The organism is Bacteroides ovatus, from assembly GCF_001314995.1.
In the GTDB taxonomy this organism is placed as follows: Bacteria; Bacteroidota; Bacteroidia; order Bacteroidales; family Bacteroidaceae; genus Bacteroides; species Bacteroides ovatus.
Genome location: NZ_CP012938.1, coordinates 6315018 through 6340589 on the forward strand (window position 1 = coordinate 6315018; position 25572 = coordinate 6340589).

General features: G+C 43.5%; 16 protein-coding genes. 5 read left to right on the forward strand and 11 right to left on the reverse strand.

Annotated features, from left to right (window positions below):
* Positions 1-47: 47 nt before the first annotated feature.
* The 8 genes from Bovatus_RS23885 to Bovatus_RS23920 form a co-directional block, all read right to left on the reverse strand.
* Positions 48-497, reverse strand: coding sequence for a hypothetical protein (locus Bovatus_RS23885; RefSeq protein WP_004302200.1), 450 nt, complete (start codon positions 495-497; stop codon positions 48-50).
* Between the two features lie 261 nt (positions 498-758).
* Positions 759-3206: a beta-galactosidase GalB gene (gene galB / locus Bovatus_RS23890; protein ID WP_004302201.1), complete on the reverse strand. Its 2448-nt coding sequence runs from the start codon at positions 3204-3206 to the stop codon at positions 759-761.
* Positions 3207-3271: 65 nt separating this feature from the next.
* Positions 3272-4357: a glycoside hydrolase family 53 protein gene (locus Bovatus_RS23895; RefSeq protein ID WP_052588049.1), complete on the reverse strand. Its 1086-nt coding sequence runs from the start codon at positions 4355-4357 to the stop codon at positions 3272-3274.
* 45 nt (positions 4358-4402) lie between these two features.
* The gene (locus Bovatus_RS23900) at positions 4403-6157 is read right to left on the reverse strand and encodes a DUF5114 domain-containing protein (RefSeq protein ID WP_004302203.1); all 1755 of its coding nucleotides are present in this window, start codon (positions 6155-6157) and stop codon (positions 4403-4405) included.
* 23 nt (positions 6158-6180) lie between these two features.
* On the reverse strand, positions 6181-7761 hold the full coding sequence (locus tag Bovatus_RS23905) for a RagB/SusD family nutrient uptake outer membrane protein (protein WP_004302204.1): 1581 nt from the start codon (positions 7759-7761) through the stop codon (positions 6181-6183).
* Positions 7762-7779: 18 nt separating this feature from the next.
* Complete coding sequence (locus Bovatus_RS23910; protein WP_004302205.1) at positions 7780-10755, reverse strand: SusC/RagA family TonB-linked outer membrane protein; 2976 nt, start codon at positions 10753-10755, stop codon at positions 7780-7782.
* A gap of 223 nt (positions 10756-10978) precedes the next feature.
* Entirely contained in the window at positions 10979-13588 is a 2610-nt protein-coding gene (locus tag Bovatus_RS23915) for a cellulase family glycosylhydrolase (RefSeq protein WP_004302207.1), read from the reverse strand.
* A 115-nt stretch (positions 13589-13703) separates the two neighbouring features.
* Positions 13704-17228 carry a two-component regulator propeller domain-containing protein gene (locus Bovatus_RS23920; RefSeq protein WP_004302208.1) on the reverse strand — a complete coding sequence of 1175 codons (3525 nt, stop codon included), beginning with the start codon at positions 17226-17228 and terminating at the stop codon, positions 13704-13706.
* A 147-nt stretch (positions 17229-17375) separates the two neighbouring features.
* Between Bovatus_RS23920 and Bovatus_RS23930 the strand changes: the two genes are divergently transcribed.
* Both Bovatus_RS23930 and Bovatus_RS23935 read left to right on the forward strand, forming a co-directional pair.
* Entirely contained in the window at positions 17376-17927 is a 552-nt protein-coding gene (locus Bovatus_RS23930) for a DUF4738 domain-containing protein (RefSeq protein ID WP_004302210.1), read from the forward strand.
* A gap of 123 nt (positions 17928-18050) precedes the next feature.
* On the forward strand, positions 18051-19229 hold the full coding sequence (locus Bovatus_RS23935; protein WP_004302211.1) for a heparin lyase I family protein: 1179 nt from the start codon (positions 18051-18053) through the stop codon (positions 19227-19229).
* Between the two features lie 106 nt (positions 19230-19335).
* On the opposite strand, the gene Bovatus_RS23940 is transcribed toward Bovatus_RS23935, so the two are convergent.
* The 3 genes from Bovatus_RS23940 to Bovatus_RS23950 form a co-directional block, all read right to left on the reverse strand.
* Positions 19336-20112, reverse strand: coding sequence for a DUF4373 domain-containing protein (locus Bovatus_RS23940; protein ID WP_004302212.1), 777 nt, complete (start codon positions 20110-20112; stop codon positions 19336-19338).
* A 22-nt stretch (positions 20113-20134) separates the two neighbouring features.
* Positions 20135-20479 (reverse strand): SH3 beta-barrel fold-containing protein, encoded by a 345-nt coding sequence (locus tag Bovatus_RS23945; protein WP_004302213.1) that lies wholly within the window; start codon positions 20477-20479, stop codon positions 20135-20137.
* 224 nt (positions 20480-20703) lie between these two features.
* Positions 20704-21105, reverse strand: a complete 402-nt coding sequence (locus Bovatus_RS23950) for a DUF4119 family protein (protein WP_004302215.1) — start codon at positions 21103-21105, stop codon at positions 20704-20706.
* Between the two features lie 137 nt (positions 21106-21242).
* Here Bovatus_RS23950 and Bovatus_RS23955 point away from each other — a divergent pair, with 137 nt between their 5' ends.
* The 3 genes from Bovatus_RS23955 to Bovatus_RS23965 all read left to right on the forward strand — a co-directional run bounded on the left by Bovatus_RS23955 (position 21243) and on the right by Bovatus_RS23965 (position 25562).
* A complete protein-coding gene (locus Bovatus_RS23955) occupies positions 21243-22208 on the forward strand; it encodes a tyrosine-type DNA invertase cluster 3b (protein WP_004319832.1) in 966 nt (321 codons plus the stop codon).
* Positions 22209-22543: 335 nt separating this feature from the next.
* Positions 22544-23125 (forward strand): UpxY family transcription antiterminator, encoded by a 582-nt coding sequence (locus Bovatus_RS23960; RefSeq protein WP_004302218.1) that lies wholly within the window; start codon positions 22544-22546, stop codon positions 23123-23125.
* Between the two features lie 22 nt (positions 23126-23147).
* Complete coding sequence (locus Bovatus_RS23965; RefSeq protein WP_004302219.1) at positions 23148-25562, forward strand: SLBB domain-containing protein; 2415 nt, start codon at positions 23148-23150, stop codon at positions 25560-25562.
* The last annotated feature ends 10 nt before the right edge of the window (positions 25563-25572 follow it).

Sequence of the window (25572 nt, forward strand, 5' to 3'; positions counted from 1 at the left end):
TTTTCATTATTCTATAAATTGCCATATATAAATGATAGTATCTAACGTTAACGTTCAAGAATGCGTTTGGCCTCCTTTTCTTCTGTCTCGCGTTTCAGATATCCCTTAAAATCCAGACCAAAACCTCTCCATGCATATTCCGCTATCAGATATTTTCCACTTCGTTCCCGTTCCATGGTGCGTATCAACACAGAAGTATGTTCACGAATCACTCTGAAATCTTCCAAAGGTTGTGCTACCCTCGAACCTAACCAAAGTGGGCGGATATACGCTTCATCTGCAATCCGGTAAATGAATAACCGCTTGTCAGGTTTGGGATCGAATCGGGTAGGCTTGATAACCCCCACAATGATTTCCGGCATCCCGTCTCCTGTAACATCTCCATAATCAAACTGATAGACTGGATAAGGCAATTTCCAAACAGAGTGGGAGGGTTGGTCTGTATTCAAATGAATGACATAGAGCGAATCAGATTCTTTGTTCAGAGATACTTCCATGTGTCTTTGATTAACTTGCCATTCAAACCTGTTTTCTTTCCGGCATGAACAGAACATCAGTAAAAGACCTGTAAAAATAAGGAAGTGAATCCTGTGCGACATATCTGTAACGTTTTCTTTGGCAAAGATAGATATTAACCTGTATTTACCTGCTTCTTTTCTCGTAAAAGTGAAAAATCCAGTATGTTATATATGAAAACCACCGGACTTCTTAACTAAAGAGAAGTCCGGTGGCTTATCAGATATTATAAAGCGTATGCCTTATTTCGTCTGAATACGTATATTTCCGGCTTTCACTCCGTTTGCTTTTGCTGTAAATACAATCTCTCCGGCAGTTTCACCGGCTTGCAGGATAGCTGTCAACATACCGTTGAAAGCATGCATCTTCGGAAGATGAAATTGTTCCAGATTTGTCGGGTCGCCATTGGCAGCGGCACGATATTTACCAGTTCCCTTTACCGAGAAATTTATCTGACGATTGTCGGCAGGACAGAGGTTACCGTCTTTGTCTACTACTTTAACAGTCACATAAGCCAGGTCTTTTCCATCTGCAGTCAGTTCGTTACGGTTGCTTACCAGTTCGATGTGATGAGGCTTTCCGGCAGTACGGACTACTTTTTCAACTACCGCTTTTCCGTTTTTGTCGTAGGCTACTACTTTCACTTCACCCGGTTTGTACTTTGTATCCATCCACATCAGGCGATAGCGGTTCTTTAGCGAACTATTATTCTTGCTTTGTTTTCCATAACTTTTGCCATTGATAAACAGTTCGGCTGTAGGATAATTAGTGTACACAAAAACGGGAGTCACTTCTCCTTCACGTCCCGGCCAGGTCCAGTGAGGCAGGATATGCAAGGTTTCCGCTTCCTTGTTCCACACGCTACGGTAAAGGTAATAGCGGTCTTTAGGTAAACTGGCAAGGTCGATGATACCAAACATTGAACTGTGGTTAGGCCATGAATCCGTATCGTATGGTGACGGTTCGCCCAGATAATCGAATCCGGTCCATACGAACTGTCCGATGGTCCAATGATGATCGTCAGCTAATGCAAAATCCTCGTCCGGAATATTCGACCAGGGACAAACCTCCACATCGTATGAAGAGCATTGATGATCTTCATATTTTGCCCCTTTCTTATCCTCCACCGGGAACTTGTATACGCCACGTGAACTGACAGTAGAAGCCGTTTCGCTTCCCAGAATCAGATTCTGCGGGAGTTGGTCGTATGACTCCTTATAGCGTTGCGTACGGTAATTGAGTCCCGGAATGTCAATCATTGCTGCAAATCCGTTGGCAAGTACACAAGTCACCTGATCCATTCCGCAAGTGACAGGGCGGGTAGGATCTTCACGATGGCAGATATCCTGCAGGAATTTGGCCACTTTATAACCGACAGGACTGCATTGAGTCGGTACTTCGTTACCGATACTCCACATAACGACGCAAGGGTTATTCCGGTAATTATGAAGCATATTTTTCATATCACGTTCCGCCCATTCATCGAAGTAGCGGTGATAACCATTTTCACATTTGGCGATGTCCCATTCGTCGAACGGTTCGATCATCATCATAAATCCCATTTCGTCACACAACGCAACGAGTTCGGGAGTCGGCATATTATGAGAAGTACGGATCGCGTCGCATCCCATATCTTTCAATAGCGTAAGCTGATGACGCAGTGCTGCTACATTGATAGCGGCGCCCAACGGACCTAAATCGTGGTGATTACATACACCCTGGAATTTGCGGTGCTCCCCGTTCAGGTAGAACCCTTTGTCGGCAATGTATTCAATGCTGCGGATACCGAAACGTGTGGTGTAAGTATCTACCAGTTTATCATCCGCATAAATTTTAGAGACAGCCTTGTAAAGCGACGGACTTTCCGGCGACCAGAGTTCGGGCGCGTTTACAATAAAGTTTTGTTCGAAAGGCTGTTCGTGATTGATGCGGCTTGTATTCTCTTTGCGGGTCACAACTTTACCTTCCGGAGAAAGAATTTCCGTCTCTACACGGATGGCTGTTTTCTCATCGGCGTTGTCTATCTTCGTTTGGAGACGTACTGCTGCAAAATCCTTGCTGACGTGAGGAGTCGTGATTTGCGTTCCCCATACAGGCACATGGATTTTGTCGGTCACAATCAGGTGTACATTGCGATACAAACCTGCACCCGGATACCAGCGCGAAGATTGCGGACGGTTTTCCAAACGCACGGCAAGCGTATTGTTTTTACCGTCTTTATTCAATAAAGAAGTCACATTACAGTGAAAAGAATTGTAGCCGAAAGGCCAGAAACAAGCTTCTTTTCCGTTGATGTAGACACGCGCTTCACTCATGGCACCGTCAAAAAGTAGTGTCACTTCTTTGTCGGCAGGAGCATCAAAACTGGTTCGATACCATCCGGTGCCTACATAAGGGAGCCCACCGGTACGTCCTGTCTTTAAGGAAGCTTTTTTCTCAAAGTTCTGTGTCACTGCCACGTTTTGGAGGTCATTGTTCATGTCGAATGGACCGAAAATCGCCCAGTCGTGTGGAATAACAACCGACTCCCATTGATTGTCATTAAACTCCGGCTGGCTAGCCTCTTTAAAATCTCCTTTACTGAATTTCCAGTTTTTCTCCAGCAGTGTCTCACTGCGTTGCGCTTGCATGGTGCAGGCGGCACCCATCAAAAGTACAGCTAATAACTGTTTTTGGTGTTTCATGTTCATTTTTACTTTTCAGGTATAAAATATTTTGGATTCGGCGTAAAGTTATAAAAAAGGATTCAATAATCTTATCTCTTGAAAGCATTAAATGCGCTGGTGGGTTTACCACTATCATCAAAAATGCCCTTTCCATAGTTCTTCCAACCACCATAACTCTGCGGTTCCCAGGAGAATACACCAAGGCATTGTTCCACTTGTTTGGCTTTCGTCATAAAGTCTGTGAAAAAGTCTTCAGCTTCGGAATAGTCCCAGGGAATACCAATTTCGCACATCATCACCGGAGTGTTGTATTTGGCAATCAGACTTTTCATATTGGCAATACATTTGTTGTTCATATCTTCCCAATCATCGGCTGCTCCCTCTGTCGGGTACATATCCGGATAAAGAGACATACCGATGACGTCCCATTTGGCATTGTTGTCATGCAAATAACCGAAAATCCGGTTGTATAGATTGGCATCATTTCCCTGGTCGAGGTGTACAATCACTTTCGCATTCGGATAAATCTCTTTAACAGCATTGTAGCCGGAGTTAATGAATTTCGCAAAGTTTTTAATACCGTCACTACTCGTTGTTTGTCCAGTGGGGAATAGCATTCCCTGATGAGTCTCATTGCCTACTTGCACCCATTCCACGTCAATGCCCATCTCTTTGATTGCACCGAGTACATCTTTGGTATGGTCGGCAATCGCCTGTTCCAGTTCTTCTACCGTATAGTTTTCCCAGGCTTTGGGTTTGGCTTGTTGAACAGGATCGGCCCATCTGTCACTGTAATGGAAGTCGATCATCAGGCGATAGCCCAAATTATGCGCTCTCCATGCTTTGAGCAATACGTCACCCTTATTGCACCAGCCTTTTACATCTTCCGTGTCATTTTCCGGGTTCACCCATACACGTAGACGAATTGCATTTATACCCAGGTCGCGAAGCAGAGACATACATTCCTGTTCTTTTCCATCGGAGGTATAGAATTTATATCCGGAACTTTCCATTTCCGACAGCCAACTGACATCAGCTCCCCGGGCGAAGCCGGACATATCATAAGTGGTTTCCGTCTTTTCCGGAAAAGTCGGAGTATCATTATCATCATCACAAGCGGTGAAGATGCTTCCGCAAAGTAGTGCGGAAGCTATCATTATATATTTTCGTATCATAGTGATTCTGTTGAAATTAATAATCATGTTGTTGAACTTAGAATGTTATTCAGTGATTTCAGTCATTGTAAACTCCATCTTGTTGAGATCCAGCGTAATGCGATATTTACCCTCCTTAGTGGGTTTAATGTTATCACCATTCTGATCACTTAGATAGAGCCCACTTTCAGAAGTATAGTACAATCTCCAGTCCCAGCTAATCTGATCGGGATCCGTATTCATGAGGAAGTAGAATCCGTCACCGATGGTGGTGATATCGCATTCTGCGCTCCATATTCCGGTTTCCTCATCATATATCATCAGGTCTTTAGCCGTTGACCAGCCATTGAAAGTTCCATATACATTGATTTGTTTGATTTCAGTAGGCTTCCAGGTTAAGTTGACATAATCTACTTCGATTGTATAACTTTTCTTGCCGGAACCATCGAACCAGATGTTGTAATGCTCTCCTGTTGTAAGAGCAAGGCTATAAAGATTGTTGGGATCAGAGCCATACCATGTGTCTGTTGATGGGTCTACTATCTGGAAGTTTTCATTGCTGACGGTTTGGAATACAGTGCGATAAGTTCCCGCAGTTTTACCGGGTTCAAGTTTGCGGTATAACTTTCCCCACCATGAGTCGGCACCTTGCATTTCCAGATAAGAGGGATAAGTCGGTTCTACACTTCCTCCTTCCGTCACTTCCACTTTCCATGCTTGCGGGTCGTTCAGGTCAATAATCAATGTACATTCTCCGGCTGCTGGTACGTTTACTGTAATATTTCCGGCAGAAACATTCGTCCCGGTATTGAATGTCAATTCATTAGCAGAACCACTAAAGGCGAAAGGAGTATCTTTGGCTTTCGTATCATCAATGCTGTTATCAGCTCCGCTGACGCTGGTGTTATCATATAGTTTACCTGTTCCATTCATCTGAATATTGATAGTGCCGGCTCCTGTAGCAGTAAATATGCCCTGCCATTGATTCTTGTCACGTTTGTATTCCATCGTGATACCTCCGTCGATGCCACTTACATTGAGTGTTGGCATCCATAAGGCAGTCCATAGTTTTTTGGTGGTATTGACATTCGTATAGTAACAGCCCGATTGACCGGGGAACCACAAATCCCACGTTCCTTCAGCAGCGTCAGTTGTCAGGAAGAACGGAGTAGCCGTACTGCCCGATTTGGCTGTGTGCCAAACAGTACCATCGGCTTCCTGTAGATAGAAACCTTCCCAAGAAGTGGCTCCCATAAAGCCGATATAGTTGCCATCCGCATTGGCTGCATACAGATCTTTTCCTGAATCCTTGCCGTCTCCCTTATTGATAATATTGGCAAATCGCATATCAATTTCATAAGGAGTAACCATGACTTTTACCACATTACTGTATACAGGAGCGATGTTACTTCCGTTTCTTCCGGCAAGCCGGAAATAGAGCGGCGCTTCTTCTTCGGGAGTAGCTTTCAACTGATAAGCGACGATATTTAAAGCGGAGACAGAGTACGTCTTTGATACTCCACTTTCGGTCGTTTCCAGAATCTGCCCGGAGAAATCTTCCGTGCGTGAAACCTGTACGGAAGTTTGTACACCGGTGGTAGGCTGGTATCTTGGATCGCTCACTTGCAGCGTCTGGTCAGTCCAGGCAAGCGACAAAGCATAAAACTTGGCTGTCTCCTTTGTCAGTACGACAGAATTGGCAGAAGCTATCAATTCGTTCTCTTCCGGGCTGGAGAGAAAATAGGTATCCCCATCTTTCTCGCAAGCACCTAGTAATAGGAGGGCGGAAAGTAAAGTGAATAGATTATTTAGTTTTTTCATATCGTTGTTCCGTATTAATATGATTAATAGTTTTCATTGTATAAGTTTGGATTGGCCGTCAGTTCGGTAGCAGGTATCGGATAGATATTGTATTTGCTCTCTACTGCCTTACCGTCTTTTACGCCACCTTTCCATTGCCATACATAGCTGTTGGTTGTAAATTGATTGAAGCGGATCAAGTCCGTACGGCGATACCCCTCCCAATACAGTTCACGGGCACGTTCGTTGATGATAAACAGTTCGTTGATTTCAGACTCGCTTTTGTTATGAGTGTTGTCGCCGAAAGCACGTTCCTGTAGCTCATTGATATAAGGCAGTACATTTGCCAGAGTCGCTTCCGTTCCTCCACGTACCACAGCTTCTGCCATCATTAAATATACATCGGCCAGACGGAATAGGGGATAATCTGTATTTACACCACCGTCTGCGGTGTTGGAAGCAGTCTGTCCGGCATCAGTCAGGTTAGTCCATTTTTCTACGAAATAGCCATTGCTTTGGTCATCTATCTTTTCCAGGTCCCGGGTTTGTCCGTCGGTAAAGAACATATATCGCTGGTCGGCTTCTTCGTTACCGGAGAAAAGTTGAGGAATTTCTCCGCGTACACGGAACATACCCCATCCTGATTTTACACCGTAATCTTCCGGTATCTGTTTTTCGGACGTGTTGCTCACTGCGCCACAAACAATGTAAGTGGATGATCCCCATGACACGAGATTGGTTGCGTCTACCGGGAGGGTGAAGATTATTTCGTTCGTACGTTTGTCATTGTCGGCATTAAACAGCTTGTAATAATCGCTTTCCAGTTGATAACCCTGTTCGATAACCTTTTTACAGGCTTTGATACATTCGTTGTATTTGGAAGTCTGGGTATAAACTTCCGCATTCAGATATAATTTGGCAAGTAATGTATATGCAGCTCCTTGGGAAGCGCGTCCGTAAGGACAGTTCGCTTTATTTAGCATTTCATCTTTAATGGCATTCAGTTCACTTTCAATATAATCGAAAATCTGTTGGGCTGTATAGCGGGGAGGCAGATATCCGACTAGCGGGTCATTTTCCGTCACAAACGGGATATTGCGGAACAGATCGAGTGCGTGATAGTAGAATAAAGCACGCATGAAACGGGCTTCGGCACGATAAATACGAATTTCAGTCTGCTCCTGGTCCGTGAACTGTGCTATCTTTTCATCGGTGGCATTGCGGAGAAACTCATTACATAAAGCAATGTTGTAATAGATACGGTAATACATATCCGATACCCAAGGATCATTAGCGTCCCAACTCAAATACGTCAGTCCCGTTACGTTGTCACCGGACAGCCAGGTAGAAGCCACTTCATCCGTTCCACATTCCTGCAAGTTGAAGAAACAGCGCATATAATCCTGTCCGCTGTTACTACTCAAATCGTTGTCACCATTCTTTTCCTGTCCGGTGGTCACCATGGCTGCATAGATTTTTCCCAGAACGGCTTTATAGTTTGCAGCACTGGTATATATGGTAGAAGATGTTTCTTCTTCGTGTGGATATTGGTCCAAGTCGCCTATGCAGGAACTCATCAGGAGTGCGCTGCAAAAATAAAGGGCTGTATAAAATATCTTTTTCATAATCGATGCTTTTAGTAATTAGAAGTTAATACCTATGTTGAGAGAGAAAGTACGTGGGCGTGGATAAAACGAATTATCCACACCGTCGGGAATTTCCGGGTCAACGCCGCTGTATTTGGTGATACAGAATACATTTTGCACCATGGCACTCACATTCAGACTGCATCCTTTATAAATAGTGCCGAAGTTGTAACCCAATGAGAGATTATCCATTTTCAGGAAAGAAGCATTCTCTACATAGTAGTCAGAGAGATATTGACGTGTCTGGAATCCTGTTTTCAGATAGGTTGATGACAGGTTGTTTAGCTGATAAGAGTTATAGCTGACAGTTTCCCAGGCACCGCTGTTCATAGCCATCGCATTATAGACATAGTTTCCGATATTGGCACGCAGGCTGGTGCTCAATGTCCACTTCTTGTAACGCAATGAGGTACTGAAACCGAGGATATAGTCGGGAGCCGGAGAGTGGTAGCGGTACAAGTCGTTCGAGTTGATTTGTCCGTCCCCGTCAAGGTCTACGTAAGCTCCTTCTATCGGTTTGCCGGTTTTTTCATCATACAGCTGATGGTAAACGTAGAACATATAAGGAGCATATCCCTCGCTCAATGTCTGTACCTGATAACTGTCGATATACGGACCTACAGAAGTGTTGGTGGCAGGCGTACCGGCTGTCAGTGATAAGTTTTTCACTTTCATCTTCTGCCATGTCATGTTGAAACTCAAGTCCCAGTTCCAGTCCTTGGTCTGTATGGGCGTTGCGTTCAGACTGAATTCCACGCCCTGACTGTCCACATTTCCGACATTGGTCGTGATGTTACGATCGAATGTAGTACCGGCAGCAGCAGGTACGGTGGCAATCAGGTCTTTGGTCTGACGGGTGTAGTAGTCGAAACTACCGGTGATACGGTCTTTGAGGAAACCGAAATCAAAACCCATATTCCATGAAGTGGTTGTTTCCCATTTCAGGTTGGGTACATACGCTTTGGGGCGGTAAGTAGGAGTCGGGGTATCTCCGATAAGGGAACCGGCACCACTTTGGCTGATCGTATAGATAGGGAGGTAGTTGTAATTGCCTATACCGTCTTGCTGCCCGGTGACACCATAACTGGCACGCACTTTCAGCGTACTGATAACTTTATTGTCTTTCAGGAATGATTCTTCTGTCACTCTCCATCCTAATGCTACTGACGGGAACGTACCCCAACGTACATTTTTAGCGAAGCGCGAAGTGGCATCGCGACGTACAGTAGTAGTCAGCATATAGCGGGAGTTGAACGAGTAGTTCAAACGGCCATAATAAGAGAGTAATACATGGCGTTCGTCAGAGGCTTTCGATGTTTTCTGTATTTCTCCCAACGTGTTCATTTCGCTATAAAGCGGAGTCGTGGATTTCCAGTACTGATAATCGTAACCGGCTGTTACATCAAAACTACTCTTAATGGATTCCACCAATTTGTTGTAGTTGGCATACAGAGTCAACAGACGGTTTTCTTTTTTCTGTGGGCCATAGCTGTAATCCAAACCGGAAGTGGTGTAATTCTGTGCAGCTTCTGCCGGAACATATACACTTCCTTTACCTTGTGCATAGTCATAACCTAACGTAGCATGCAACTTCAAATCGGGGAAGAAGTGAAGACGATAGTCTGCATCAATGTTTCCGATAAAACGTTTTACTGTACTTTGTGAGTCATTCATATTGAGAAGTCCCACCGGATTCATGACTGCTCCGTTCACAGGAGCACCGGTGTTGTCAATTGCTTCCGTATATCCGCCGAATGTGTCTAGACCCGAATATACTGGAATGGTAGGATTCATGGTCGAAGCAGCCCAAATGGCACTTGTATTGGCAAATGTGTTCTTATTGATAGAACCTTTAGCATTGATATTCAGTTTTAAGTGGTCTTTAAAGAAAGACGGATTCAATGTAATGCTTCCGGTGTAACGCTCCGCGTTGTCAGTACGTAATAAACCACTCTGGTTGTAGTAACCGATAGATGCACGGAAAGGTAAGTTTTTGGTAATCTTTCCAGCAACACTTAGATTATTATCCGTACCGAAGGCATTTTGATAAATCTCATCGTTCCAGTCCGTATGTGTCGTGCCGAGTAACGCCCGTTGTGCATCGGTTCCTTTGCTTTGGATGGTATTGACAAATTCATCGTAACTCAACATATCTGCCAATTTGGTACGGGTTTGTACAGAGTTGGTCGTACTGAATGTAATCTTCAGTTTATCCGAACTTCCTTTCTTGGTAGTAATCAGAATAACCCCGTTGGATGCGCGCGAACCATAAATGGCAGTCGAAGAAGCATCTTTCAGAATGGTCATACTTTCAATATCGTTCGGGTTGATGAGGCTAAGGAAATTCCCGTCATTACCGCTGATGCCTCCCTGTTCCAAAGGAACGCCGTCCAGTACGATCAAAGGGTCATTACTAGCGTTCAGTGAAGCACCACCACGCACACGGATCGTACTTCCCGCAGTGGGAGAACCACTGTTGGACATGATTTGCACACCGGAAATCTTACCATTAATCAGTTGCTCGGGAGAGCTGACCAATCCCATGTTGAAGTCCTTGCTGCTGACGTTAGTTACCGAACCTGTCAGGTCGCTTTTACGCTGCGTACCATAGCCGATTACTACAACGTCGCTCAATACCTGTGAATCACTTTTCAACTGGATATTCAAAGTAGTACTGTTGGCAGGAACTGGTACTACCTTTGTTTCATATCCTACATAAGAGAATTGCAACTCTTTGCTGCCTTGTGGCACATTGAGTGTATAATTACCGTCGAAATCGGTCACTGTTCCGGTAGAAGTACCGACAATGAGGATACTTACTCCGATCATCGGTTCCTTGTTCTCGTCAATCACTTGTCCGGTGATTTTCTTGCCTCCTTGTTGGGCGAAGGCAGGAATGATGCCTCCTAAAAAGGCTGTACACAACATAAGTAGTACAGTCAGATGGCGTAGATTTAAGATATTCCTGTTCATAATTACTGTGTTATTGATAATAGATTTATTTTTACTTTTTATTTAAAAATCAGCGGCTTTTCTCTTTCTGTCCCTTCCGTTTGCTACCTCCTTTCAGAAGGCTTCAGACGTGGTTCAGACGAAAGATTTGTTTCTCACCGAGGAAGACCTTGTTCCTCACCGAGGAACGACCCTTTCCTCACCGAGGAACAAAGGCTTCGACAACGGGGAACTTTAAGAATGATTATTCCAGCCAGATATTTCCTAGTTCAATCTCAACTAAACCTTTCTTGTTTCCTGACATTGACAGCTCCAGCTTCTCAATCCTTTCCGGTAAAAATGCGATTTCCGTTTCCGGATGGAAATACTGTTTCAAGAATGTCGGATAAGCTATCGGCAGCAGCGCCGTGTCTGTCTGGCGTAAATCTTTCAACGGTATCCGTATGATTCCCTCCGATGATGGAGCAGGACAAGGGCTTTTATAAGTATATCCGTCTGACGTTACGAAACCGGCACTGAATCCTTCCGGAAGTGCTTTCGTGCGATTTACCCGGATACAGAGAACGCTACAATCCTTTACTCTTTCTTTTCTTTCTTCAATCAGGTTCTTTACGAACGTGCGGAGGAAATAGTGCGGATTTTCTCCTTTAGGAGTAAACCGGAACCGGAGCAAAGGTTTTTCCACCGGAGAAGAATCAACCAAAGTACGTTGGAGATCATTCCATTCGGGAAGCGTGTATGCTTCTATCCGGCTATCTGCGTCCGTAATAGTCAATAGTGGTATCGCACTGTCTGGGGCAACAACACGAGTAGTCCAATAGGCTCCGGAAGTATAATTCCAGTCCAGTGGATTTCCCTTTATTCCCAATGATGAATTCCTGTAACCGGAATTTCCTGTGGGATAAGTGCGAGTGCTGTTGCCCCGGCATACGATGATGTTATACCTGAAACAATCATCCTTTATTTCTGTAGCGGGTATCGTTGCTTGATAGGTATATCCGCCTGTACGTTTCATCTTGATATATGGATTATGCTCATTCCAAAAAGATATCTTATCGGTGTAGATAATCACAGAATCCGGGAATTCGGTTCCTACCACCTGTGCACTAATCGTCAAATCCTTATTTGCTTCAGTGGTTGCCGATGGAGTATGAACGACTTTATAATCCGTCACACGTGGAGCAGGAGCCACATACTCTCCGATGCGGATGGAATTCCATTGAGAGTCTGCCTGCCAGTTCTGTTTGGGCGTACAGTTTTTACGTTTCAGCAGATAGGTACCCGGACGAAGTCCGCGGATAATCCCGTCTGTCACATCTCCTTTCTGCTGATTTCCTTGATTGAGGGCCGTAAAGGTAAATTCCATCCCTAAATCAGGTATTTGCAAAGCCATGTCCCAAGCACCATAAGCGATGGTAACCACTTCTTTATCGAGTGACGGTTTGGCAAACGGATCGTTCACTACTACCGCGTCCGGCATCACTTCCAGTCTCCAGACTCCCGGTTCGAGGCAATCCATGAAATAAGCACCTGTTCCCTCATAATGAATGATCGGAGAACTGCCACAACCGGCAATGGAAACAAGTTGTGACGCATCTTTGGGCTGGGTGTTGGTATGATTGGAATAATAGAATTTCTTTCCATTATTTAATTCGCTCAAGTCCTCTGTATAACTGACACGAAAACCGTCACCAAATAAAGTGTCCTGTGGATAACTGCCGTATGATTCACCTCTTTTCAGACTGCGTGCAGCTTCGGCAGCTATCTTCATACTGATGGCTTTATGAGGCGTATAGGCAAGATTCAAGAAATGAGTCTGATATTCCGTATTGGCATAAGCGATATCCATCGGATCATACGCAAACTGGGTAATCCATTGAAAACCTGCTGTACGGAAAGTGCGTACCATGGCCGGATACATATAAGAATACATGATATCTGCCGGATCGAACTCATATACCATCCGTGTTTTCTTATCGAATCCTTTCACTTTATCGGAAAAGGGAATATCATAGCGGTCTATATAGGGAAGGAAATTTCCCTGCTGTGTCTGTCCAGATACCAGTCCGATGGGATACCATTGATAAGTAGTTCCCTGAATGGCAGTTTCGTAATAAGCCTCTACTACATATCCGTTGTGGCTTACATTATAGAATACAGGTTTGCGGTTTCCTGTTTTATTGATCGCTTTCAGCATCCGGTTGATATAGGCTTTTACCTCTTTCTTCGTACCGGAATGACAAGGTTCATTATTGATTTCGAACCCAACAATGGAGGGATCGTCTTTATAAGCTAACCCCGTATATGGATTGACGTGCTTCACCAAACCATGAAGATAGGTTTCTTGTGCAGCGATAGCTTCCGGGTGGGAGTGCATATCGCATTTATCATATTTATAGGAGAAGCCGCCCGTCTGTATGTTTCGTTCGGGATATCCGTTCCCGAAGTTGGTCTGCGCGGTAATCACAATATGAATATTGCGTTCTTTGAGTTTGGCAATCAGGTAGTCCATCAAGTCGAGATGCTCGTTTTCGAGGAGATTTCCCTGTCCGTCTGTCAGTTCCACATCCCATAAATGAATACGGTAAGCATTCAGTCCCAGACGGGAGATATGATATACATCTTTATCTATGGCAGCTTTGCGGTCCAGTTCCAAATATCCAATGGCACGGTAAGCATGGGCGAAAGGCAGCGTATAATTAACACCGAAAAAGGAAGCCTCCCGGCGGGTGTCACTCCAACGCATCACCCCATTTCCATCTATATATATAATAGGTGTAGAGGATGATTTGCCTTGCACTTTGACAAAGGCAGATATCAAACAAATAAAGGTAAGGATCAACAGTCTTTTCATGCTATCAAATTTATCGGTTTATTGACAGCAACAAAAGTAATTTATTGGTCATTTCAATAAAAGCACAGATTGGACATATAAGGATAAAAATAGGACGAAATGCCCCAAAATGCCTCTACAGGTCTTCATTAAGGTACTGGCGTGGCGTTTTTCCGAATTCTGCCTGAAAACATTTGGAGAAGTAAGAGTGATTGGAAAAGCCTACCATGTACATCACTTCGGCAATGGTAAATTTCTTTTGTTGCAACAACATGGCCGCCTTTTTCATCCGGATCGATTTGATGTATTCCACTGGAGACATTCCGGTCAGCTGTTTGATTTTCCGGTAAATCTGCTTATTGCTGATACCGGATAATTCACAAAGTGCATTTACATTCAATTCCGATTCAGAAAGATGGTCCTCAATCAGGCGGATAATGTTCGACAAAAATTTCTCATCTTGAGATTCTGCTTCGATTGGTTTAAGAACAGGCAACGATTCCAACTGCTTTTTCACCTGTGTCGCCGGAATCTCTTCTTTCTCTACGGCGATGACAGGGATATTCAGGCCAATGGAAGTTCCTTTTCCTTCGTTCGAGGTGACTCCGTTGATGTGACCGCCATGAAGTTCCGTATAAGTCTTGACCAGATAAAGTCCGATACCTGTACCTTCCTTATTGCCGGAATGTGGAGACTGGAAAAAGCGCTGGAAGATATATGGAATATCTTGTTGCGGGATTCCGCTTCCTGTATCTGAAACACAGATATCCAACAATCCCGTTTCTTCACGATAGAAAAGAGACAGACGGACGCTTCCGCCATCCGGGGTGAATTTGACGGCATTTGAAAGCAGATTATCTAAAATCACTCCAAGTTTGATGGCATCCATATCAGCATAAATCTTGGCTTTATTCGTCTCGAAATGGAATGTGATCTGTTTGTTTTCCTCATAGACAGAAAACAGGCTACGGCTGAATGACACAAGTTCGATGCGCGACAAAATCAGCAGCGAATCTTTATTATCCTCTATCCGGTTGAAGTTTAATACCTGATGAATCAATGAGTTTATTTTCATTGCATTACGCTGTACCTCCTCCAGTGTCTGTTTCTCATGCACTTCTTCTGCAACGGGGAGCAATTGACTGACAGGAGCGATAATCCGGCTAAGCGGTGTCTTTAATTCATTAGACAAATTGGTAAAGAAAGCCATTTTCTGGCGTGATTGTTCCAGAATCTTCTCTTTTTCCATCCGTTCCATTTTTAGACGGTTCTTGACACGGAAAAAGTTGATAACCCAGGCAATGAGGCTCAAGAATAAAAGAATGTAGATTATCTTTGCCCAAAGTGTGTAATACCATGGAGGGAGAATTTTAATATTCAGGATATATGGATGCTCGGAAGGAGAACCGCTCTTTTCTACTTTGCTGATTACCAGCTGATAATCCCCATAACCCAGATTACTGTACGTAATGCGATTCGTGTTGGATTGCAGGAAATTCCATTCTTTGTCCATACCTTCCAGCCGGTAGACGAATTCATGTTTTTCTTCCAGCGAGTAGGGGAGGTCTGAAAGTTCGAAAGCCAGGTTGTTCTGGTCGTATTTTAGTTCGATAGCATCGGTATAACGGATGTTGGGAATATTCTCTCCAGTATGCGGAGACATCAGTTGATTGTTGATATATAAGGCAGTCAGTAAAATGGAGTGTTCCGGCTGACTCATGGCTTGTATTTCGGGACGGGATATGCCGAACCCGTCTGCACCTCCCAGATAGATATTTCCATCTTCCGGATCAAACATTAGACTGGTGAAACGTTTATCCGTCAGGCTTTGCTGGCGGGCATCCATTGTTCTCCGGTCGATGATCCAAAGTCCGTTAGTGGTGGAAACCCAGATGTGTTCTTTTACAGAGGTCATAGACAGAATCTCGTTATTGCTGAAATTGCCGAAAGAGATACTTTGCTGACTCGAGTCTTTGGGATTGATACGCATCACCCCTCCGTGAAATCCTACCCAAAGCATGCCGTCTTCATCCCGTAAAAGGTAGTTCGGGCTCTTCTCGCCACTTAATTCATCGGCAAACAGCTTTGTCACTTGCCGCGTACGGGCATTGATTTTGTCTATTCCTTTGCTGTTGTATAACAATACCCATACATTACCTTCCGCATCAGGGACAATCTGATTAATGAACATCCCCGACAGCCCATTATGAATGGAATAATTTTGATCGGCCACATACGATCTTCCGGCAGATTGTATCAGTTTATGTTTGTCCACAACAAAGATACCTCCGAGACAGGTGGCGATCCAAAGCTTCCCGTCAGTATCTTCAAACAGGTAATAAGCCCAGTTGGTATTATAAGTTCCTGTACTGTCTACGATGTTGTAGTGTACAAATTGATGGGTATTATAGTCATAGCGGTTGATACTTCCGTCTGTGGCTATCCATAACTGCTGTTCTCTATCCTCGTAGATGTGTCGTATCCGGTTGTGGGATAACGGATGGTTTTTATCCCCCATTCTATACCAGATAGCATCGTGTTTATTGCCTGCAGGATGGGTGAACCGGATCACTCCGTTTGTACCTCCGAACCAATAGAATCCTTTGGAATCCCGGAACAGGGAATAGAACTGATTTCCGTCTCCTGTGCCTGTGATTTGAGAAATCGGTACAAATTGCAGCGCACTGTTATAGCGTGATAGGGAAATGCCATAATCTGTTCCCAGCCAGATATTATGTTCCTGATCCGAGAATATGTTCCAGATAATATTGTTGGTTAGTGACTGGATATTGCGTGAATCGTGAATGATATGCTGCAAAGGTTCTTTGTCATTCTGGTACACATAAAGCCCGTTGTCTGTACCTGCCAGCAAATTTTCATCTCCGTCCAGTGCCAGTGATTTGATGGAGTTGTTATGAAATACCTCTATCGCCTTCATCTCTCCTATAGTGGGATTGTATTGGAAGAGATAACCTTCCATCCCGATCCAGATACATTGTCGGGTGGTGTCTTCCAACAGAGAATTGACAAACAAATTGCTGCCTCCCCGGTTAACGGGCAAAAGGATGTTTTCAAATTTTCCACTTGCCTGCACATAGCGGCATAATCCGTTGTAAGTACCTATATAAATTTGATTATCTTTTGTATGAATGATGGAATAGATGGTGTTATGAGGCAATCCGGTCTGTTTGCTGTCGAAATGATTCAGTTGACGGCTTTTTAACTGATAAGTATATAATCCGTTCAACGAACCTATCCACAATGTATCTCCCTGGAGTACCATGGTACGGACATCCGTTGGAAAATCAGTATCCGGTTGCTCATATTTGTCTGTTCGATAGTTATAAACAAGAATCCCGTTATCTGTTCCCAGATATAAATAAGTGTTATCTGCTATAATACCGCAGTAGATACGTGTGTTAGTACGTTCTCCATACGTGAAATGCTGTTGTGTGGAATAACCGTCATAACTGAATAACCCCTTGTTGGAACCCACCCATATCAGTCCCTCGCTATCTTGCAGGAAGCAACTAATCACCGAAGCTTCGGCCCCGAGATAGATGTTGTCGAATTGCTGATAATTTACTTTTTGCCCATACACATTGCCACTGCTACAGTAGGCAAGGATGAGAAAAAGAATTGTTGTAATTCGTTCGCGCATGGTGTTAGGTTTGCAGGTTTTTAAATCTGTAATTGTTGTAAAAGTATTCCTTCTTTCCTGCAAATGTAGGAAAAATGTCGGTTACACTTGTAAATATCCCGCTCTTTTTGTTCCTTTGCTATCTATTTATAAACAGAAAACTTACGTATGAGAAAACTAATTTATTGGCTTTTATTGCCGTTGGCAGTGGCTGTGAGTGCATGTGGCGGTAAAAAAGGATCTTCAGATAATACGTCGACATTGGCGATGATAGACAGTGTGGATGCTCACGGATTGCAGCGTATGCAGACGTCTAAGAGCGAAACCGACTTTAAGTTTAAGGGGAAAGATTATCATTCCCTCGTTTCGCGTACTCCGGATGACAATCTGCCCCATGTGACAAACGAGCTGGGAGATACCTATGTCGACAATAAAATAGTGTTGCACCTGACGCGTGGTAATGAAACCGTGTTGAACAAGACCTTTACCAAGAATGATTTTTCATCGGTAGTCGATGCGAACTTCCTATCTAAGTCTATATTGGAAGGTATTGTATATGACAAGACTACTCCGCAGGGGATTGTCTATGCCGCAAGTGTTTGTTATCCGCAGACAGATTTGTATATGCCGCTTTCTATAACGATCACTGCCGATGGAAAAATGAGTATACAGAAAGTAGATATACTTGAAGAAGATTATGACGATGAAGCCCCCAATTAAGTTTGTAGGCGGGTGTTGACAGTAAAATTACACAAATGTGAAAACATTTGAGACAAAAGAAAGGCAGCCGATGAGGTTGCCTTTCGTATTTTTGCACCGTCAACGAACTTAATACCAAATAGAATGAAGAAAAACATTTTTGCTATCTGTGTGGTAGCAGTAGGATGTACGGCGCTGACCGCTCAAACCAAAGATACACAAACGTTGGTTCCGCTTACGGAACGGGTAAACGTGCAGGCGGATTCGGCACGCGTCAATCAAATTATAGACGATTGCTGGGTAGCAGTAGGGACTAAAAAGCCTCATGCAATTCAACGCGACTTCACACGTATGTTCAACGGTAAGCCTTCCTATCGTTTTGAATTGAAGGAAGATGATAACACCCTGTCAGGATATGCCAAAGGGGAGACAAAAGGACGTGCGGAATTTTCTTATTGTTATGCAACTTCCGATGATTTCAAAGGCCTGCCTGCCGATGTTTATCAGAAAGCGCAGATTACTAAAACCGTATATCATCATGGGAAAGGTATTTGTCCGCAAGGAGCTTCCCGCGACTATGAGTTTTCCGTATATATTCCTTCTTCATTGGGTAGCGATGTCTCGACAATTTTTGCCCAATGGCATGGGATGCCGGATCGTACATTGGTACAAACTCCACAGGGCGAAGTGAAGAAACTGACGATTGACGAGTTCGTTGAACTGGAAAAGACTACAATCTTTAAAAAGAATGAAGGGCACGAGAAAGTAGCCAAGCTGGATAAACAAGGTAATCCGGTGAAGGACAAACAAGGAAATCCTGTATATCAGGCCGGAAAGGCCAACGGATGGCTCGTGGAACAAGGAGGCTATCCTCCATTGGCGTTCGGGTTCTCCGGTGGATGGTTCTATATCAAAGCAAATTCCGACCGTAAGTGGCTGACTGATAAAGACGACCGTTGCAACGCAAATCCCGAAAAAACACCGATCATGAAACCTGTAACATCAGACTATAAAGCATCGACCATTGCTTACAAAATGCCTTATGCCGATTTTCCGAAAGACTGCTGGATTACATTCCGCATTCATATCGACTGGACAATCTATGGCAAAGAGGCGGAAACGATTGTAAAACCGGGTATGCTCGATGTGCAGATGGACTATCAGGAAAAGGGGAAAAAGGTTAGTAAACACATTGTAGACAATGAAAAAATCATGATTGGACGTAACGACGATGATGGTTATTACTTTAAGTTCGGTATCTACCGTGTAGGTAATAGCACGAAGCCGGTATGTTACAATCTGGCAAACTATTCAGAGAGGTAATTAGTCAGAAGGTAGAAAGAGAGTGATATCCGGATGTCCTTTTGTGAGCATCCGGATATTTCTTTTATTCTTCCCGTTTCGGGCATACTCTAATCGGCCTGTTTCTTCATCGCTTGTTCGTCAGCGCGGCAATGATATACTTCCCCGGCGCGCCGATCTTGCTCCAGCTGGTACTGGAAAACAGTCTCCATACCTGCGTGCCCTTTCTGCCGTAATCCGAGAGCCGTAGAATCGTCTGCTTCTCCTCCGGACTAGTCACTTTGTAGCGGTCCAGACTTTCAATCAGCCCGTTGATATTATGAGTAGCCTGATTGTATGCGTACCCCGGAATTTCAAACGAAGCATCGTGTTTATCTTCTTCTTCAGAATATAGTTTAGTTTGGTTTAGTTTAGTTTGTCGAAAAATGTCATCATTTTCCGGACTCACCTTCACTTGAGTCTGCAAAATGTCTACATTTTCTTTGTTCAACCCGCCTTTTTGTCTACCATTTTTTTCTTTGGGTGCTAATAAATAAGGTAACTGGGAGTAATCAATTTTTCTCCGTACCGTAGCTTCCATCCAAACTTTCTGAATCTGTTCCGAAGTCAACACTCCGTATTGGTCGTACGTCTCTTTATGGAAAAATTCCTTTTCCAGCAGTAACTCCACAATCTTTTCTATCATATCCTCCTTAATGCCTTCTCCTATTTTGCGTGCAAAAATCAGATTCTGTTCTTTTCCCCAAGAAATATAGTATCCTTCCTTGTAGATTTTACACAGTAATCTCAAGACGATATAAGAAGCTAATATTCCAAATTTGGCTTCTACTAATTCCATGACTTCTTCTTCGAAAAAGTTTGCAGATATAGGGAAATAGGGTATCCCTTTATTAATCATACTCATCGTTCAAATTCTTTTATTAACGTTACACAATCGCTTTCCATTCGAGCAGGTTCCCGATCATAAATCTTCTCCATGCATGCTGTTCCGTACTCCAGTAGACAACTGATTCTTGTCTTGCCGTGCTTTTATACTCCCGATAAAAGAATTTTTCATATCCTACCAATGTGCCTTTTTCCATGCAGAAGGTACCATCCTGTTTATAAAAAGCGATCATGGCATTTCCATACTGCATACGTTCTATCAAGTCTATGCACCTTTGTGCTATTCTTTCCGCACGTTTTTCTGAAAATCCTTTTTCGGATACGATACGTCTTTTCCATACTAACTTGCAAGAAACGGTCTTGTTTCTGTTGAATTTTATTTTCATTGAAAAAATAATTAAAATTAAAAATACATGTTTAGTGAAGTGAGAATAATCCCTTAAAGATAGTGACGCTATGTTGTCAGTATAGTGACGCTATCCTCCTTTTATAGTGACGCCATCCCGACAGGATAGCGTCACTATTTTTCCGGGAACTGATTCTCTGTTTTTAGCCGGTTGAAAACGGCGTCAAAAGTATAGCTTGCATTTCATCCGCACAATTATTTTTGTCAATACTTGTTTATGGTCCTTTCTTTGGCCTGTCTTTCTTCCTCTTCCAACCGCTCTCTTCTGGCTCTTCTGATGACGCATAATTCAGTCTCTATACTGCTGACTTCCATAAGTTTATACCCACCGTGTTTGGGTATGTATAAAATTTCTTTCTCATGGATATGCTCCGCCAGATCCTTGAGCTTCCTGGAGTAGTGGATATGAGCTTCCCCTTCTTCAAACTTCTGCAGGTATACCGTGAGAAAAGCGGTTGCATCTCCGGTGAGCCCGCCCCTTTTTTCCAGTTCATCTCTACTGATGATTTCCCCTCTCTGATGTTCCCTCTCATTCTTTTTGGGGTTTTGAACGTTGTTCTTTGCTTGTGTTTTAGATTCTCCGTGAGTTGTCTTTTTGTTAGCCATGATTTGCTAATTTTTTAAGAGGTTAATAAAACTAAAAAATAATAGCGCATTTGGTTAGTGTGCGCCAAGTCTGCCAAAAGATTTGTTTTTTTGTCGCCTGCCAAATGGTATAATATATAAAATAACTAGTGATGCAAATGATGAACAGAAATGGATTTAGCCGGTGTGGTGAATTCTACATCGGTCGTTTGCGGAAGGAGGGACGGCATTCTACGGCGCATGTCTACAAGAATGCCCTCTTCTCTTTCAGCAAATTCTGCGGCACGTCCAATGTGTCGTTCAGACAGGTCACCCGTGAACGTTTACGACGTTACGGTCAGTATCTTTATGAGTATGGCTTGAAGCCCAACACGATTTCTACGTATATGCGTATGCTTCGTAGTATTTACAACCGGGGAGTGGAAGCGGGTAGTGCGCCTTATGTTCCGCGACTTTTTCATGATGTCTATACAGGTGTGGACGTCCGCCAGAAAAAGGCTTTGCCTGCTGCAGAATTGCATAAGCTTCTGTATGAAGATCCCCAATCGGAACGCTTACGCCGTACACAGGCTATTGCCGCCCTGATGTTCCAGTTTTGTGGAATGTCATTCGCGGATTTAGCCCACCTGGAGAAATCTGCACTCAATCAGAATGTGTTGCGGTATAATCGCATTAAGACCAAAACCCCGATGAGCGTGGAAGTGCTGAATACAGCAAAAGACATGATAAACCAGCTCCGCAGCAAGGAGAATTCTCACCCCGATTGTCCGGATTATCTGTTTGACATTCTTCGTGGGGATAAGAAGCGGACGGATGAAAGAGGTTATCGGGAATATCAGTCCGCTCTCCGCCGATTTAATAATAGCCTGAAGGACTTGGCAAGAGCCTTGCATTTGCAATCTCCCGTCACTTCTTACACGCTTCGCCATTCCTGGGCAACGACCGCGAAGTACCGGGGAGTCTCCATTGAAATGATTAGTGAATCATTGGGGCACAAATCTATAAAAACGACACAAATCTACTTGAAAGGCTTTGGACTTACAGAACGTACGGAGGTAAATAAAGGGAATTTATCTTACGTTAGAAACTGTTGTGTAGGCAGTGTAAAAACTGTAAAGTGTTAATAATCAGAATTAAACTATGTGTGTTACTTCTTAGGTAACGGAATTAAATTTGACGCAAAGATAGACAAAAACACAAATAGAAAACAAATATTCCTCCACTTTTTTTCGTTTTATCTGAAACATAAGGCAAAAAACTATCCGAACATGAAATAATCTTATTTTCATGCTCTATACTTTTTATAGCCTGCTCTCTTGGTTTTTCCCGTTGAGTATTAGGCCTTTCCAAATTTTACGCCTTTGTCATGTGTGTGATTTCTATTTTCATCGTAGTGTACGTTTCGTGTATGTATTATCCGTTACCTAAGAAGTAACGGAAGAACATGGGGTAAAAAAATATGATTTTAACGAAACCGAAATCAGTAAATGCCGGGCCTATTAGTGGGACAGGGGAAGGCGTAGCACACTCAAAACGCTGGTATGTAGCACTCGTTCGAATGCATCACGAGAAGAAAGTAGCGGAGCGTTTAGGGAAAATGGGAATCGAAAATTTTGTTCCTGTCCAGCAGGAAATTCATCAGTGGAGTGACCGACGTAAGGTGGTTGAGTCTGTTCTTCTTCCAATGATGGTTTTTGTACATGCTGATCCGAAGGAACGCAAAGAAGTTCTAAGTTTTTCTACAGTCAGCCGTTATATGGTGATGCGTGGTGAGAGTTCTCCGGCGGTAATTCCAGATGAGCAGATGGCCCGTTTCCGTTTCATGCTCGACTATTCAGAAGAAGCTATTTGTATGAACAGTTCTCCTTTGGCACGTGGTGAGAAAGTCCGTGTTGTGAAAGGCCCTTTGTCTGGTCTTGTAGGCGAACTGGTCAATGTTGATGGTAAAAGTAAGATTGCCGTTCGTTTAAATATGCTTGGCTGTGCCTGTGTGGATATGCCTATTGGGTATGTAGAATCGGCAGACGTTCATGTAGGCTAATTTTTCTAATTTGAATTGATCGATGAAAATACAAACGCTTTTTCGGACTCTTCTTCTATTTTTGTTGCTGGGAGTTTTTTCTCCCTTAATGGCTCAATCCATGAGTGACTCCCAGGTACTTGAATATGTCAAGGATGGTATCAAGCAAGGGAAAGAACAAAAACAACTTGCCTCTGAACTGGCACGCAAAGGTGTGACCAAAGAACAGGCTATGCGTGTAAAGCAGCTCTATGAGCAACAGAATAATGTAAATGCTTCCAATGCTACTGGTACTGACGTCAACGAATCACGCCTTCGTGAGGAAATGAAAGAAAACACTTCGGATATGTTGGAAGACCACCCGAGTACTCAAGACCTTGCACGTGGTAATCAGGTTTTCGGAAGAAACATTTTCAATACCCGCAATCTGACTTTTGAACCTAGTGTCAATCTTGCCACTCCTTCGAACTATCGTCTCGGTCCGGGTGACGAAGTGATAATCGACATTTGGGGAGCCAGCCAAAATACCATTCGCCAACAGATTTCTCCTGACGGTACCATCAATATTCAGAAAATAGGTCCCGTCAATCTGAACGGACTGACTATTTCGGAAGCTAACGACTATCTCAAGAAAACATTAAATAAAATATATAATGGTCTTAATAATACGAATGACCCCACTTCAGATATCCGTCTGACGCTTGGTAACATACGTACGATTCAGATCAATGTAATGGGTGAAGTAGTCCAGCCGGGTACTTACTCTCTATCATCCTTTTCTACTGTATTCCATGCACTTTATCGTGCCGGTGGAGTCAGTGACATAGGAAGCCTTCGCAATGTCCAGCTGGTACGTAACGGCAAAAATATCGCCACGATCGATGTCTACCAATTTATCATGAAAGGAAACATTCAGGATGACATCCGGCTTCAGGAAGGGGATGTAGTAATAGTCCCCGCCTATGACGTATTGGTTAAGATCGACGGAAAAGTGAAACGCCCAATGCGTTTCGAAATGAAAAAGGATGAAAGCCTATCCACTCTTATCAGCTATGCCGGTGGCTTTGAAGCTGACGCCTATACCCGTTCCTTACGTGTCGTACGCCAGAATGGACAGGAATATGAAGTAAACACAGTCAAAGACCTTGACTATAGTGTCTATAAAATGCGAAACGGTGATGTTGTGACCGCCGAAGCCATCCTTAACCGCTTCATCAACAAACTTGAAATCCGTGGAGCCGTTTATCGTCCCGGCATCTACCAGTTGAATGGAAAACTGAATACAGTCCGTGAACTGGTAAACGAAGCTCAAGGCCTGACCGGTGATGCCTTCTTGAACCGTGCCGTTCTCTACCGCCAGCGTGAGGACTTGACTACCGAAGTTGTTCCAGTAGACATTAAAGCTATCATGGACGGTACTTCCCAAAACATCATCCTGATGAAAAACGATATCCTTTATATTCCTAGTATTCATGACCTGGAAGACAGAGGCAACGTCGTAATCCATGGTGAAGTAGCCAAACCTGATTCTTATCCTTATGCGGATAACATGACCCTTGAAGACTTGATCATTCAAGCAGGTGGATTGCGTGAAGCCGCTTCTGTAGTCCGTGTAGATGTATCCCGTAGGATTAAGAATCCTCGTAGTACAGTGGATAACGATACTATCGGTCAGATATATACATTCTCCCTAAAAGAAGGTTTTATTGTAGATGGAACTCCCGGCTTTGTCCTTCAACCTTATGATGAAGTTTATGTACGTCGTAGTCCGGGTTATCAGGCTCAACAGAATGTGGTTGTTGAAGGTGAAATTCTGTTCGGAGGCTCTTATGCAATGACCAGTCGTGAAGAACGTCTTTCGGACTTAATCAATAAAGCGGGAGGTGCAACGAATTATGCCTACTTACGTGGTGCCAAATTGACTCGTGTGGCCAATGCAAGTGAAAAGAAACGCATGGGTGATGTGATCCGCTTGATGAGCAGACAGTTGGGTGAAGCTATGATGGACTCTTTAGGAGTTCGTGTGGAAAATACCTTTAGTGTTGGTATTGACTTGGAGAAAGCATTAGCTAATCCTGGTAGTACAGCAAATATTGTCTTGCGTGAAGGTGATGTGATTTCTATCCCGAAAAACAATAATACGGTTACAATTAATGGTGCCGTAATGGTTCCGAATACAGTTTCTTATATAAAGGGTGAAGATATAGATTATTACCTGAATCAGGCAGGTGGTTATTCTGAAAACGCGAAGAAGAGTAAGAAATTTATCGTATACATGAATGGGCAGGTTACTAAGGTGAAGGGTAGTGGTAAGAAACAGATCGAACCGGGTTGTGAGATAATTGTGCCTAGTAAAGTTAAGAAACGTACTAATATGGGTAATATCTTAGGTTATGCTACTACATTCAGTACTTTGGGAATGATGGTTGCTTCTATTGCTAATCTGATTAAGAAATAAAAGATAACAG